This is a genomic window from Aliiruegeria haliotis, from assembly GCF_003003255.1.
GTDB classification, from domain to species: Bacteria; Pseudomonadota; Alphaproteobacteria; order Rhodobacterales; family Rhodobacteraceae; genus Tropicimonas; species Tropicimonas haliotis.
In genome coordinates, this window is the sequence record NZ_PVTD01000012.1 from 41,283 (window position 1) to 55,728 (window position 14,446).

General features: G+C 61.7%; 14 protein-coding genes. 7 read left to right on the forward strand and 7 right to left on the reverse strand.

Features of this window, described 5'->3' with window-relative positions; genetic code table 11:
• Nucleotides 1-52: 52 nt before the first annotated feature.
• Entirely contained in the window at nucleotides 53-340 is a 288-nt protein-coding gene (locus tag CLV78_RS20325; protein WP_106207489.1) for an SCP2 sterol-binding domain-containing protein, read from the forward strand.
• A gap of 10 nt (nucleotides 341-350) precedes the next feature.
• On the opposite strand, the gene CLV78_RS20330 is transcribed toward CLV78_RS20325, so the two are convergent.
• Nucleotides 351-1,073 (reverse strand): sulfotransferase-like domain-containing protein, encoded by a 723-nt coding sequence (locus CLV78_RS20330; RefSeq protein WP_106207491.1) that lies wholly within the window; start codon nucleotides 1,071-1,073, stop codon nucleotides 351-353.
• Nucleotides 1,070-1,990, reverse strand: coding sequence for a D-amino acid aminotransferase (locus tag CLV78_RS20335; RefSeq protein ID WP_106207493.1), 921 nt, complete (start codon nucleotides 1,988-1,990; stop codon nucleotides 1,070-1,072). The genes CLV78_RS20330 and CLV78_RS20335 overlap by 4 nt, the downstream gene beginning before the upstream one ends.
• A gap of 135 nt (nucleotides 1,991-2,125) precedes the next feature.
• Between CLV78_RS20335 and msrA the strand changes: the two genes are divergently transcribed.
• Entirely contained in the window at nucleotides 2,126-2,788 is a 663-nt protein-coding gene (gene msrA, locus CLV78_RS20340; RefSeq protein WP_106207637.1) for a peptide-methionine (S)-S-oxide reductase MsrA, read from the forward strand.
• A 74-nt stretch (nucleotides 2,789-2,862) separates the two neighbouring features.
• Here msrA and CLV78_RS20345 read toward each other — a convergent pair whose 3' ends face one another.
• Nucleotides 2,863-3,756, reverse strand: coding sequence for a ribokinase (locus tag CLV78_RS20345; RefSeq protein ID WP_106207495.1), 894 nt, complete (start codon nucleotides 3,754-3,756; stop codon nucleotides 2,863-2,865).
• 3 nt (nucleotides 3,757-3,759) lie between these two features.
• Complete coding sequence (locus CLV78_RS20350) at nucleotides 3,760-6,015, reverse strand: NADP-dependent malic enzyme (RefSeq protein WP_106207497.1); 2,256 nt, start codon at nucleotides 6,013-6,015, stop codon at nucleotides 3,760-3,762.
• Between the two features lie 234 nt (nucleotides 6,016-6,249).
• Here CLV78_RS20350 and mutS point away from each other — a divergent pair, with 234 nt between their 5' ends.
• Nucleotides 6,250-8,877 carry a DNA mismatch repair protein MutS gene (gene mutS / locus CLV78_RS20355; protein ID WP_106207639.1) on the forward strand — a complete coding sequence of 876 codons (2,628 nt, stop codon included), beginning with the start codon at nucleotides 6,250-6,252 and terminating at the stop codon, nucleotides 8,875-8,877.
• 52 nt (nucleotides 8,878-8,929) lie between these two features.
• Here mutS and CLV78_RS20360 read toward each other — a convergent pair whose 3' ends face one another.
• Together CLV78_RS20360 and hrcA are read right to left on the reverse strand one after the other, a co-directional pair.
• Nucleotides 8,930-9,508, reverse strand: a complete 579-nt coding sequence (locus CLV78_RS20360; protein ID WP_106207499.1) for a nucleotide exchange factor GrpE — start codon at nucleotides 9,506-9,508, stop codon at nucleotides 8,930-8,932.
• Between the two features lie 8 nt (nucleotides 9,509-9,516).
• Nucleotides 9,517-10,581 (reverse strand): heat-inducible transcriptional repressor HrcA, encoded by a 1,065-nt coding sequence (gene hrcA, locus CLV78_RS20365; protein ID WP_106207500.1) that lies wholly within the window; start codon nucleotides 10,579-10,581, stop codon nucleotides 9,517-9,519.
• A gap of 129 nt (nucleotides 10,582-10,710) precedes the next feature.
• On the opposite strand from hrcA, the gene rph reads away from it, so the two are divergent.
• From rph to CLV78_RS20385, 4 genes are read left to right on the forward strand one after another with little or no spacing between them, the layout of a single operon-like run.
• Nucleotides 10,711-11,424, forward strand: a complete 714-nt coding sequence (rph, locus tag CLV78_RS20370) for a ribonuclease PH (protein ID WP_106207502.1) — start codon at nucleotides 10,711-10,713, stop codon at nucleotides 11,422-11,424.
• A 2-nt stretch (nucleotides 11,425-11,426) separates the two neighbouring features.
• Nucleotides 11,427-12,041: an RdgB/HAM1 family non-canonical purine NTP pyrophosphatase gene (rdgB, locus tag CLV78_RS20375; RefSeq protein ID WP_106207504.1), complete on the forward strand. Its 615-nt coding sequence runs from the start codon at nucleotides 11,427-11,429 to the stop codon at nucleotides 12,039-12,041.
• Nucleotides 11,992-13,191: a radical SAM family heme chaperone HemW gene (hemW, locus tag CLV78_RS20380; RefSeq protein WP_245925204.1), complete on the forward strand. Its 1,200-nt coding sequence runs from the start codon at nucleotides 11,992-11,994 to the stop codon at nucleotides 13,189-13,191. The genes rdgB and hemW overlap by 50 nt, the downstream gene beginning before the upstream one ends.
• A 2-nt stretch (nucleotides 13,192-13,193) precedes the next feature.
• Complete coding sequence (locus CLV78_RS20385) at nucleotides 13,194-13,547, forward strand: YbaN family protein (RefSeq protein WP_106207643.1); 354 nt, start codon at nucleotides 13,194-13,196, stop codon at nucleotides 13,545-13,547.
• Here the strand turns inward: CLV78_RS20385 and CLV78_RS20390 are convergent.
• Nucleotides 13,522-14,445, reverse strand: coding sequence for a ParB/RepB/Spo0J family partition protein (locus CLV78_RS20390; protein WP_106207506.1), 924 nt, complete (start codon nucleotides 14,443-14,445; stop codon nucleotides 13,522-13,524). The two genes, CLV78_RS20385 and CLV78_RS20390, sit on opposite strands and share 26 nt — an antisense overlap.
• Nucleotide 14,446 lies beyond the last annotated feature (1 nt).

Below are 14,446 nucleotides of genomic sequence, written 5' to 3' on the forward strand. Positions count from 1 at the left end.
CCGGGCGGTCGGCCCGCTTCTACCGCTTGGCCGGCAAAGAAGGAGCGCATGCATGGAACTCGCCGCAATTGCCCGGAAAATCCAGAAGGGTCTCGACACCAGCGATTTCACGGACAGCCTGAAATTCGATTGTAGCCCGGCAGGCACGATCACGCTCGCCGATGGGCAGGCAACGCTCGCCGATGGTCCGGCCGCCTGCACACTCAAGATGAGTGCTGACAACCTTGAAAAGCTGATCATGGGAAAGCTGAACCCGATGACAGCCGTGGCGCTGGGAAAGATCAAGGTTTCCGGAAATCCGGCCGTTGCGATGAAGCTCGGTCAGCTCCTGAAAGCATGACGGGCGCCGGTCAGTCGAGCCGGAGCCTCCGCTCTGCCAACCGCTGATAGTGCGGAAGCGCGGCATCCAGCACATGGCGCAAATGCTCCGGGACCTCTGGCAGCGGCCCTTCCAGCCCGGCGAACCCCATGCTCTTCCAGACGGCCCCATACCAATGCGGCGCCCAGACACCGTCGCATTCTTGTCCGCCCGCAGACCACCGGAGCATGGCCGGATCGAAGGCAAGCCCGATTTCGTCGCAAAGCCTGCGCAGCATCCCGTCCGGGTTCGCGCGGATATCATTGCTGTCGATCACCACGGCCTTGCCCTGCATCCGCCGCACATGGTCGAACAGATCGGTTTGCTGCCAGAACCCGATATCATCGAGCGTCGGGTTCTCTCGCTTCGCGCTGTATGAGGCGATGACACGCGCCGGGTGACGGATAAGAAACACGTTCACCACGTCGCGCATCCACCCGCGCGGAAAGCCAGGCACCATATGTTGCGTCATGTGTTTCTGGTAGAAATGCGCCTTGCCATCCGGCACCGCGCCCAACAGCCGTGATACCACGACGTCGGGATCCTGTGGTTGCACAGCAAGGATTTCTGCCCGCATCGGGTGATCGAGCCCGGTCGCGGCAAGGTAGGCTGCGTAAAAGGGCTCATCCACGGCAGCGAAGTCGCCGCGATTGGCGAAGGCGTACATCAGGGCCGTTGAGAGGTTGCGCGGCCCGGACCACATTGCAATCCTCATGTCGCGGCGTCCCGGGCAACCAGAGCCTTGTACAGGTCCCTGATGCGCATCGTCATCGGGCCAAGCTCACCAGTGCCGATCTGCCGACCGTCAATCGCGGCCACCGGGGTTTGCGCGCCAAACGTGCCGGTCAGGAAGGCTTCATCGGCGCCGTAGGTCTCCACCAGCGAGTAGTTCCGTTCGAACACCGGAATTCCTTCCGCTCGGCAGATATCGATCACCTTCTGGCGGGTGATGCCGTTCATGCAGTAGTCCCCGGTCGAGGTCCAAACCTCTCCCTTTCGGACGATGAAAAAGTTGCAGGCGTTGGTCGTGTTCACGAATCCATTCACATCCAGCATCAGCGCCTCGTCCGCGCCAGCTTTCTCCGCGGCGATACAGGCAAGAATGCAGTTCAGCTTGGAGTGAGAGTTCAGCTTGGGGTCCTGGCTCATTGGCAGGCCCCGGATATGCGGAACGGTTGCAAGCCGGATCGGGCGCGGCAGCGATGGTGTGGAGTGCTCCATGATGATTGTGACCGTCGGCCCCTGCTGCGACAAGGACGGGTGTTGGAACGGCCGCGTCTTGACCCCGCGCGTCACCATCAGGCGGGCGTGGGCATCACTCGTCATTCCGTTGGCCGCCCGCGTCGCTTCCAGCGCCGCGACCACGCCGGCCTTATCCATCCCGATATCGAGGTCAATGGCCTTGGCTGCCTCGAACAGCCGATCCATGTGCTCGCCCAGAAAGGCCCAGTGCCCGTCGTAGAGCCGCAAGCCTTCCCACACACCGTCCCCCAGCATGAACCCGCTGTCATAGACGGAGACGAGCGCCTCTTTCTTCGGCACGATCCGGCCGTTCAGGTAAATGAGAATGGCGTCGTTCCGAGTATCCTCAGCCGCCTGGTGCGTGGAGATCTGGTCAGTTTTCTGCGTCATGCGCGCGACCCTAAATCCGCCATGAATGGAGGAAAAGCCCGAAACATGACTCACCTGTGCGTGACCTCACGCGTGGGTGAATTGCAGGTGACGTCCGGCTGCCCGCATGGTGATTTCAACGAAGTGGAGAGCATCATGCAAGCCATCATGGACAATATCCGACCGACCGTTCTGGCGATTGCAATCGCGCTCGGTCTGGGCGTTCACTGCAGTGAAGCGAATGCCGCACCTAGCGAGACTGCAGTCTTTGCCGGCGGTTGCTTCTGGTGCGTGGAGTCGGATTTCGAGAGCGTTCCGGGCGTGATCGAGGCCGAGTCCGGCTACACCGGTGGCACTGTCGCCAATCCCAGCTACAAGCAGGTCGTTGGCGGCGGGACCGGCCACTACGAAGCCGTCCGCATCACCTACGACCCCGGGAAAGTCAGCTACGAGACCCTCGTCGACCTGTTTTTTCGCTCGGTTGATCCGACAGACGACGGCGGACAATTCTGCGACCGTGGCCACAGTTACACCACGGCGATTTTCGCCACACCATCGCAGGAAGCCGCCGCCAGAGCCGGAAAATCAAACGCCCAGGCGGCGCTGGGCGAGACGATCGTCACTCCCATCCGTGCGGCCGGGCCCTTCTACCTCGCGGAAGAGTACCATCAGGATTACTACAAGAAGAATGATCTGGTGTTGACGCGGTTTGGTCCAACATCGAAAGCGAAGGCATACAAACGCTACCGTGATGCCTGCGGCCGCGACGACCGTGTGCGGCAACTCTGGGGTGCAGACGCACCGTTTGCGGGAAGCTGACCGCGCGTCCACCGCTGGCCGGCAGATTCCCTCGCCCTGGGTAGCAAGGCAGCTTGTGGCCCAAAGGCCGCGCCTCACGTGGTTTCCGAGATACCCTCGAGGAAACACCGTACGTCTTTGAGGGCCGGAATGGCCTCTGATGTGCCGTCCTTTGTGGCCTTGAGGGCGGCTGCTGCGATGGCGAGTTCCATGCATTCGGCGATCGGGGAGCCCTGGTCGCGCAAGGCGCAGAAAAACCCGGCAAACGTATCCCGGGCCCCGGTGGTGTCGAGCGCCTCCACGCTTGGTGCCGATACCTTGAGCGTCTCGCCGGACTTGAGATCGTACCAGGTCGCGCCCTTCACCGCATCGACGACGACCAACTCCGGCACCGGAAGCGCGGTGACCTCGACGGCCAACGCGGCGGCGATCTGCTCCGCCTCCCCTGGCTTCAGGATCAGAAGGTCCACGTAGCCCAGAACCTCGCGCACAGCCGTGAGATCGAATGGCGCGGCCAGGTAGACGACCCGCATCCCACGTTTCCGCGCCTTGCGTGCGGCCAACAACTGGGCGTTGGTTTCGTTCTGCATTAATAGCGTGTCACCCTGGGCGACCTTTGCCAACGCGGCCTTCACATCGCCATCGTCAATCATTCGATTGGTGCCGGGGTAGATCACGATCCGGTTTTCGCCATCGGGCGTGACGAAGATCATCGCGTGACCTGTCGGCGCCGCGATTTCAATCGACACATGGGTGACGTCCACGCCCATCGACTTCATCTGCTCGACCGCCCAGACGCCCTCGCCACCGACCGCGCCCACATGATGCACGACGGATCCGGCGCGCGCGGCGGCGACGGACTGGTTCGCACCCTTGCCGCCCAGCCCGGACCGGCATTGCAGTGCCGCCAGGGTTTCGCCGTTCACGGGAAACCGTGTCACCTTGTAGAACCAATCCGTGTTGATGGAACCGAGGTTGTAGATTGCCATGGGCTATCCGATCTTGCAGGCCGCAATTGCCGCCATGTGGAGGATGTCGCTCACCGTCGCCCCGGTGTGACAGATCTGGATCTGCGTGCCGACGCCGGCAAGAATTGGACCGATCACCGTTGCCCCCGACATCTCCTGTAGGAGCTTCACCGAGATCGACGCCGAATGGCGGGCCGGCACGACAAGGATGTTGGCGGGGCCTGACAGGCGGCAGAACGGGTAGGCCGCCATCTGCTCACGGTTCAGCGCAACATCGACTGTCATCTCGCCATCATACTCGAAATCCACGCCGCGCCGATCGAGGACCTGTGGCGCCATATGCATCTTGGTCGCCCGCTCGGAGACCGGGTAGCCGAAGGTCGAGAAACTGGCAAAGGCAACCCGCGGCTCCAGCCCGATCCCCCGGGCAACCCGCGCGGCTGCTTCCGCGATGTCGGCCAAATCCTCCTCGTCGGGCCATTCATGCACGAGCGTGTCGGCGACCAGAACCACCCGGCCCTTGTGCAGCACGGCCGTCACACCCACGGCGCCATCCTCGGCAGAGGCAGGAAACACCCGGTTGATCTGGTGCAGAACATGCGCCGATTTGCGAGTCACCCCAGTGACAAGGCCATCCCCATGACCGTGGGCCAGCATCAATGCGGAAAAGACGTGCCGGTCGCGTGCCGCCATCCGGTAGATGTCCGACGTGTCAAACCCCTTGCGCTGCAAACGTTCATACAGATACGCGGTATAGGATTCGAGGTGCCGCGTGTTCGCGGCATTCACGACCTCCAGTTCGCGATAAGCCTCGCCCATGCCGGCATCCTCGAGCTTCTGCTTGACGCCCGCCTCGCGTCCAACCACCAACGCCTTTCCGAACCCCTGACGTTGATAGGCCACCGCGGCGCGCAATACGCGTGCATCGTCCCCCTCGGCAAAGATCATCCGCGCCTGTGCCGCCTTGGCCCGGGCCGAGATCGACGACAGGATCGAGGCCGTCGGGTCCATCCGCTCTCGCAAACGCTGTTCGTAGCCCTCCAGATCGACGATCGGCTTGCGGGCAACGCCGGTGTTCATCCCCGCAAGAGCGACGGCAGGCGGCACCCGGTAGATCAGCCGCGGATCGAAAGGTGTCGGGATGATGTAGTCACGGCCAAAGTGCAGCTTCCGCCCGTAGGCCATCGCGACTTCGTCCGGCACATCTTCGCGCGCCAACTCGGCGAGCGCTTCGGCGCAGGCCAGTTTCATCTCGTCATTGATCGCCCGGGCGTGGATGTCGAGAGCCCCGCGGAACAGGTAGGGAAATCCGAGAACGTTGTTGACCTGATTGGGATAGTCCGACCGACCGGTGGCAACGATGGCGTCGCTGCGAACCTCGTGGGCTTCCTCCGGCGTAATCTCCGGATCGGGATTCGCCATCGCGAAGATCACTGGATCGTCGTTCATCGAGGCCACCATCTCAGGTGATACGGCGCCCTTCGCGGACACACCAAGGAAAACATCGGCGCCCTTCATCGCCTCTTCCAGCGTACGGTCGTCGGTCCGGGCCGCATGAGCGGACTTCCATTGGTTCATCCCCTCCTTCCGGCCCTGGTAGATAACACCCTTGGTGTCGCAAACGATGCAATTGTCGTGCTTTGCGCCCATTGCCTTGACCAGCTCGATGCAGGCAATTCCCGCAGCCCCCGCCCCATTCAGGACGAACTTGCAATCCTCGATTTTCTTGCCCGTCAGGTGAAGCGCGTTGATCAGGCCCGCCGCGCAGATCACGGCCGTTCCGTGCTGGTCGTCGTGGAAGACGGGAATGTCCATCAACTCCTTGAGCCGTTGCTCGATGATGAAACACTCCGGCGCCTTGATGTCCTCCAGGTTGATGCCACCGAACGCCGGGCCCAGCAGCTTCACCGCATTGATGAACTCATCCGCATCCTGCGTGTCCAGTTCGATATCGATGGAGTTCACGTCGGCGAACCGCTTGAACAGAACGGCCTTGCCCTCCATCACCGGCTTGGACGCCAGCGCCCCAAGGTTGCCCAGCCCCAGGATTGCGGAACCGTTGGAGATCACGGCAACCGTGTTGCCCTTCGTTGTGTAGTCATAGGCGGATTCCGGATTCTCCGCGATCGCTTCCACGGGCACAGCGACACCCGGCGAGTAGGCAAGCGACAGGTCCCGCTGGGTGGTCATCGGCTTGGTGGCAACGACCTCGAACTTGCCCGGCTGAGGATCCTGGTGATAGTGGAGCGCCTCTTCGGACGTGATTTTATTCTTGCTCATGGCCAGCCTCGCCTCCCCGGATCTTGCTGTTGTGATTCAGGAATTAGACCTCTCGGACGCAAAAAGCGAAACCGCCGATTGACGCGGGGAGGACGCTGCGGCAATGCGCAGTTTCTACATGGTGCGAGAAGCTGTGGATGAATCCCGGATCCGCCTTCAAAGCGGGCGCACACTGGCCTAAGCTGTGCCGAACGTGAAATACCATATGAGGGGGCAGCCGTGACCGTCACGCCGATGATGGCACAATATCTGGAGATCAAGGCAGGCCACCCGGAGGCCCTGCTGTTCTACCGGATGGGCGATTTCTACGAGATGTTCTTCGATGATGCGGTGGCTGCCGCCGAAGCGCTCGATATTGCCCTGACCAAGCGCGGCAAACACGCGGGCGAGGATATCCCCATGTGCGGTGTGCCCGTTCACGCCGCCGAAGGGTACCTGCTGACGTTGATCCGAAAGGGATTCCGGGTCGCGGTCTGCGAACAGATGGAGGATCCGGCTGAGGCCAAGAAGCGCGGCTCCAAGGCGGTCGTGCGGCGCGAGGTTGTACGCCTCGTCACGCCTGGAACCTTGACCGAAGACTCCCTGCTGGAGGCGCGGCGCAACAATTTCCTCTGCGCCTATGCACAGGTGCGGGATGCAGGTGCGCTGGCGACTGTCGATATCTCCACCGGAGAGTTGCGTGTCGGGCCCTGTCCGCTGGTGAAGCTGGGACCGGAACTGGCGCGACTGGCCCCGCGGGAAGTGTTGGTGTCGGAGGTCGAGGCCAACGCACTCGACGACGTTGTGTCGGAGGCCGGGGCCGCGTTGACCCCGGTATCGCGGGCAAGCTTTGACAGCGCCGGTGCAAAGGTGCGCCTTCAGGACGTCTTTGGCGTTGCCGGGCTGGACGGCTTCGGAGCTTTCGAACGCGCGGAGCTGGGCGCGCTTGGGGCGGTGGTGGCCTATCTCGAACTGACCCAGAAGGGGAAACTGCCCCTCCTCCGTACTCCGCAGCGCGAGAGCACCGGTACGGTCATGCAGATCGATGCCGCCACGCGACGAAACCTGGAGCTCACATCGAGCCTGTCCGGCGGAAAGGACGGCTCGTTACTGTCCGCCATTGACAGGACAGTCACCGCCGGCGGCGGGCGGTTGCTGACGCAGCGTATTTCGAGCCCCTCCTGCGATACACACGTTATCCAGTCGCGGCTCGATGCGGTCGGCCTGTTTGTCGAGGACATCTCTGCCTGTGAAACCCTGCGTGGTGCATTGCGGAAAGTGCCCGACATGGACCGTGCCTTGTCCCGGCTGTCGCTCGAACGCGGCGGGCCAAGGGATTTGGCCGCGATCCGCTCCGGCTTGGAGCAGGCCGAACAGATCGTCGGGTCACTTTCCGGATTGCCCGGAGTGCGGATACTGGACGTCTTCCTGAACGACTTGAAGGGTCACGATGCACTGGTCGATTCTCTCGACAATGCGTTGGTGGCCGAGCCGCCTCTCATGGTGCGGGACGGTGGTTTCGTGGCCAGCGGCTATGACGATGAACTGGACGAGGTTCGCACGCTCCGGGACGAAGGGCGCAGCGTTGTTGCCTCCTTGCAGGCGCAATATGCCGAGCTGACTGGGATCTCGTCGATTAAAGTTAAACATAACAATGTCTTGGGGTATTTCGTCGAGGCGACGGCCACCCATGCGGAGAAGATGCTCTCCGCACCGCTGTCAGAGACTTTCATTCATCGACAGACCACTGCCAATGCCGTCCGCTTCACCACGGTGGAGCTGTCCGACCTTGAAACGCGCATTCTCAATGCCGGAAACCGGGCGCTGGAAATCGAACGAAGGATCTTTGACGCGCTGCGCGCCACTGTGCTGGACGCAGCCGGAGCCGTCGGCACTGCTGCACGGGCGCTTGCCGAGCTCGACGTGGCATCTGCCTTCGCCGATCTGGCGAGGAGCGAGGATTGGTGCCGCCCAACGGTGGACGAAAGCCGTGACTTCCACATCGAGGAAGGCCGGCACCCGGTTGTCGAGCGGGCCCTGAAACAGGACGGTAAATCCTTCGTTGCCAATGAATGCCAGCTGTCGGCGGAAAGCGAGAACGCCCATGTGCGGCTGCTCACCGGTCCGAACATGGCCGGTAAATCGACCTACCTCCGCCAAAACGCGCTGATCGCGCTGCTGGCGCAGTCCGGCAGTTTCGTGCCGGCACGAACTGCAACCATCGGCCTAGTGAGCAGCCTTTTCAGTAGGGTCGGCGCGTCGGACGATCTGGCGCGTGGGCGATCGACCTTCATGGTCGAGATGGTGGAGACCGCCACGATCCTCAACCAGGCGGACGCGCGCAGTCTCGTCATCCTTGACGAAATCGGTCGCGGCACCGCCACCTATGACGGTCTTTCCATCGCATGGGCGACGCTGGAACACCTGCACGCGGTCAATCGCTGCCGGGCGCTCTTTGCCACGCATTATCACGAGTTGACCACGCTGGCCGCCAAGCTGAATGGTGTCGACAACGCGACGGTTGCTGTCAAGGAATGGGAGGGAGAGGTGATCTTCCTGCACGAGGTTCGCGACGGCGCCGCCGACAGGTCGTACGGTGTGCAGGTGGCGCGGCTCGCCGGGCTTCCCACTTCGGTGGTTGAACGCGCCCGCGTGGTGCTTGATCAGCTGGAGAAAGGTGACCGTGAGGGCGGCAAGCGCCAACTGGCGCTGATCGACGACCTTCCCTTGTTCTCGGCCGTGCCGCCCGCCCCGGAACGCCCCGCCAACGCGCCGGATGCATTGACGGAGAAACTCGATGCCATCCTTCCAGACGAACTCACGCCGCGGGAAGCCCTCGGTCTGATCTATGAACTGAAGTCGCTGGCTGCCCCACAGAAATAGGGGCAGCCCGCAGACTGCCCCCCAACTCTCTCATCGTGACCGTTTTCCGCGATCAGCCCGCAGGCGTCGAGGAAACCCCAACCTGCGCCGGACGTAGCAGTCGGTCATGCAGCAAGAAACCTTCTGTCATGACCTGAATGATGTCACCCGCCACGGTGTTGGGCACCGGGGCTTCGAACATCGCCTGGTGGATCTGCGGATCGAACTTGTCACCAACCTCCGGCTTTACAACGGTAATTCCGTGCTTGGAGAAAACGTTCGTCAGCTCGCGCAGGGTGAGTTCGACGCCCTCGATCATCGCGGCCGACTGGGCTTTCTGCTCCTCGGTCACAGTCTCCAGGGCACGGCTCAGGTTGTCGTAGACCGGTAGCATATCCCGCGCCAGCTTGGAGCCGCCATATTGTTCTGCCTCGCGACGATCCCGTTCGCTGCGCTTGCGGGAGTTTTCGGCATCGGCAAGCGCGCGCATGAACCGATCGCGAAAATCATCCCGCTCTGCCCGCAATGTCTCGACTTCGTCGTCCATCGCGAGCGGATCGCCCTCGAACGCGTCGGCGTCTTCGGCCAGACCCTCGATCGAGATCCCCTCGACCGGATCTTCCGCCACTTCATCTTTCTTCGTTTCCGCCATCGTACCCTTCAACTCCGGTCCGATATCATCCTGCCCAGCAGCTGCGCGGTATAGTCCACGATGGGCACGATGCGTCCATAATTCAGTCGCGTGGGTCCGATCACACCGACGGCCCCCACGATCTTTCGATCAGCGTTCATATATGGAGAAATGACCAGAGAGGAACCCGAAAGTGAAAAAAGCTTGTTCTCGGAGCCGATAAAAATCCTCACCCCTTCCCCTTCGTCGGTCAACTCCAGAAACTCGGCGATATCCCGCTTGCGCTCCAGATCGTCGAAGAGAGTGCGGATGCGGTCCAGATCTTCTGGCGCTGCGCCCTCCTCCAACAGGTTTGCCCGACCTCGGACGATGAGGCGCTCATTCGACCCACCCTCGTCAGCCCAGGTCGCCAAACCGCCCTCCACCAGGTCCCGAGCAAGGGAATCGATCTCCTGCCGGCGCTGTGAGATCTCCGTGCTGATCTTGCGGCGAAGCTCCGCGATGGTGAGACCCTCCGCCAGCGAATTCAGGAAGTTGGCGGCCTCCCGCAGGGAGGACGGTGTCTGTCCCGGGGGTGGGGTGAAAACGCGGTTCTCGACCTGCCCATCGGCAAAGACCAGTACGACAAGCGCCCGATCCGCCGCGAGCTGGACGAACTCGATGTGCTTGATCGGCGCCTCGTGCTTAGGCGCGAGGACAAGGCTGGCAACCTGGGTGGCGCCGGAAAGGGCCGACCCGACACGTGTCATCAGGCCACTGATGTCCGCTTCGCTTCCGCTGACCATCGCATCCAGACGTTCCCTGTCGTCGGTGTTCAGATCACGCACTTCCAGCAGGCCGTCCACGAACATCCGCAGCCCCTGTTGCGTCGGGATACGACCAGCGGACACATGGGGGGAATCCAGCAGGCCGAGGTACTCAAGGTCCTGCATTACGTTCCGGATCGTTGCCGCCGAAACTTTCTCCGACATCGTCCGGGTCAATGTCCGCGAGCCGACCGGATCCCCACTGCTCAGGTAGCCTTCGACGACCCTGCGAAAGACCTCGCGGGATCGCTCATTCATTTGGTCGAGAATTCTTGCGCTGTCGCTCATGGGGCCCTGCCGTCGGCTGAGTTCGCAGATCGGACCCGAATAAACGAAGGATCGCGGCGCGGGTCAATCGGGCTTGCATCACGACAGCGACAACGCCAAGACGGAAGCAACCAATATGGAGAACACCCCATGCGCCCTTCCGGCCGCCAGACGAACGAAATGCGCCCCATTCAGATTGAAACCGGAGTGACCCGGCACGCCGAGGGATCCTGCCTGATCAAGTGCGGGGATACCCACGTGCTGTGCACGGCGAGTATCGACGAACGCGTGCCGCCCTTCCTCAAGAATTCGGGTCTGGGCTGGGTGACTGCGGAATACGGCATGCTGCCGCGTGCAACGCACAGCCGGATGAACCGCGAAGCCAAGCGTGGCCAGTCCGGCCGCACACAGGAAATCCAACGGCTGATCGGTCGGGCGCTTCGTGCCGGCGTGGACCGAGTGGCCCTCGGCGAACGTCAGATAGTGGTCGACTGCGATGTGATTCAGGCGGATGGCGGCACCCGCTGTGCATCCATCACCGGAGGCTGGGTCGCGCTGCGGCTGGCCGTGAACAAGTTGATGAAGGCCGGAGACGTCCTGAGCGATCCGATCACGGATCACGTGGCGGCAGTCAGTTGCGGAATCTACGCAGGTCAGCCTGTAGTCGATCTGGACTATCCCGAAGACAGCGAGGCCGGGACCGATGCGAATTTCGTCATGACCGGACGCGGGCGAATGATCGAGGTGCAAGCCTCCGCCGAGGGTGCAACCTTCGGACGGGACGAGTTGACGACATTGATCGACCTTGCCGAGGGTGGCGTTGCGGAGTTGGTCGCCGCACAGAAAGCCGCGCTGGAGGGCTGACGATGCGCAAGTTCGACGGTGGCGAGCTGGTGATTGCCTCTCACAATTCCGGCAAGGTCCGCGAAATCGGGAAGTTGCTGGAACCGTTTGGAGTTGCAGTAAAATCTGCCGGTGACCTGAACCTCCCGGAGCCTGAGGAAACCGAGGATACCTTTGTCGGGAATGCCCGTATCAAGGCCCATGCGGCCGCCAGGGCCAGCGGCCTCCCGGCCCTCTCGGACGACAGTGGACTGAGTGTCGACGCCCTGGATGGCGCGCCGGGCGTCTACACGGCCGACTGGGCGGAGACCGGCAACGGACGCGACTTCGTCATGGCAATGACAAAGGTCTGGGAAAAATGCGAAGCGCTCGGCGCCACGGAACCGAGAACGGCCCAGTTCAACTGCACTCTGTGCCTCGCCTGGCCGGATGGACATGACGAGGTGTTCGAGGGCGTGGTTCAAGGGCAGCTCGTCTGGCCGATGCGTGGAACCAACGGGTTTGGCTTCGACCCTGTCTTTCTGCCCATCGGCGAATCTGAGACCTTCGGAGAGATGGACCCTGCCCGCAAGCATGACATGAGCCATCGTGCCGACGCCTTCGCCAAACTGGTTGCCGGGTCCTTTGCCGGTCGCTGACTGGCAGAACGCGGGCTTCGGGCTCTATTTGCACTGGCCGTTCTGCCAGTCGAAATGCCCCTATTGCGACTTCAATTCGCACGTATGGGCGGAGATCGATCAGCGGCGTTGGCGCAATGCCTATGTCGCCGAAATCGAGAAGGCTGGCACGCTGACCACCGGGCGCAAGCTCGACACCGTCTATTTCGGCGGAGGAACACCGAGCCTGATGGATCCGGATTCTGTCGCGGACATACTGGACGCGATCCTCCGCACCTGGCCGGTGTCCAATGACTGGGAGGTCACGCTCGAGGCCAACCCGTCGTCCGTGGAGGCTGGACGGTTTTCGGGGTATCGGCAGGCTGGCATCAATCGGGTGTCTCTCGGCGTGCAATCCTTGCGGGACGATGATCTGCGGCGGCTTGGACGGCTGCACAGCGCGAAGGAAGCTCGGACCGCCTATGATATCGCACGGTCGACTTTCGAACGCGTGAGCTTTGACCTGATCTACGCCCGGCAGGATCAATCCATGGAGGAATGGTCCAGTGAATTGTCGATGGCGCTCGATCTCGCAATCGACCACTTGTCGCTCTACCAATTGACCATCGAACCCGGTACCGCCTTTGGCGACCGTTTCGCAAGAGGCCGCCTTCCCGGTTTGCCGGACGAAGACCTGTCCGCCGACATGTATGACTACACCGTCCAAACCTGTGCCGAACGAGGGTTGCACCGCTACGAAGTCTCCAATTTCGCGCGCCCGGGTTCCGAGAGTGAACACAATATGTTGTATTGGTCTGGTGGCGACTACCTAGGTATAGGGCCCGGCGCTCATGGACGCTTGACCACGGACCATGGTCGACATGCGACTGTCTGCCCATCTTCACCGGCGTCCTGGTTGGCCAGTGTCGAAGCAGGAGAAAGCTCCTACTCCACCTTTGATCCTCTGACTGGTCAGGAGACGGCAGAAGAATACCTTATGATGGGCTTGCGGTTGGTCGATGGCATCTCGATGTCACGTCTGACCGGAATGTGGGCGGATGACGGGATGAACGACCGGATCGCGGCAATGATCTCGGCAGGCTTTCTTGATCTTGCCGCCGACAGGCTATGGGCAACGGATCGTGGTCTCGCGATCCTCAATGCGGTGCTGAGAGAGGTTTTGGCAGGATGAGCGTGCGGATATTGTGGGGCGTTGGTGGGGCCACGTCGCTCAGCCTCGGTGCCGTCGGCATCGTGCTACCGCTGTTGCCCACGGTGCCTTTCCTCATCCTCGCTGCATTCTGCTTTTCGCGGTCATCCGACCAGCTGCACGACTGGCTGGTAAATCACGAAACGCTTGGGCCGCCAATTCGGGACTGGCAGGAGTATGGCGCGATCTCCAGACGTGGTAAGTTACTGGCAACGCTGTCAATTTCTGCCGTCTTCTGCCTGTCCTTGGTCCTTGGCGTCAAAGACTGGGTTCTGGTGCTTCAAGCTATTGTGCTGACCGCCGTTCTGACCTTCATATGGTCTCGTCCAGAGGGCTAGACGTCAGCAACTGACACAATGCATCCAGTTGATCCAGGTTCTTGTACCGGAGTGTCACCCTACCCGTTCCGTCCGAGTCCGAGTGATCAATGGAAACCTTCATACGAAGGTTCGCAGCCAGATCCTGTTCCAGAGAACGCGTATCTGCATCCTTCTCAGTTCGCCCGCGCGTTCTCCTTGTTGTCGGGGCATCCCCTGAATTGGCCCGTTTTACCAATGCCTCGGTTTCACGAACGGAGAGGTTCTTGGCAACAACCTGCTTTGCGAGGGCGCCGGGGTCCTCCGCAGTGATCAATGCACGCGCATGGCCGGCGGTCAGTTTCCCGCCCCGAAGGAGGAGTTGAACCTCACCGGGCAGACTCAGCAACCGCATCACATTGGCAATGTGGCTGCGGCTCTTGCCGAGCGCTTGCGCGAGTTGTTCCTGGGTATGTCCAAAGCGATCAATAAGCTGACGGTACCCGAGGGCCTCTTCGACAGCATTGAGGTCCGCGCGCTGGATGTTCTCGATAATCGCGATTTCAAGAACTTCTGTATCGTTCAGGTCCCGCTGAAGGATCGGCACCTCGTGGAGCTGGGCCATCTGGGCCGCGCGCCATCTCCGTTCTCCGGCAACGATTTCGAATTGTCCCTCGACACGCGGACTGGCGCGAACGATCAGCGGTTGCAGGATGCCTTTGACGCGGATGGAATCCGCCAGCTCGGTCAGGGCCTCCTTCGAAAAGTCCTTGCGCGGCTGATCCGGATTTGCCTCCAATCGCTCGATCGGAATCATCCGATCCGCAGGATTGTCGCCCGTGCCACCGGATTTCGGTGCCGGTTCATCCAGCGAAACATCCGCCATAAGCGCAGACAGACCGCGCCCCAAGCCTCTGGATTTCTTGTTTTTCTTTTCCATT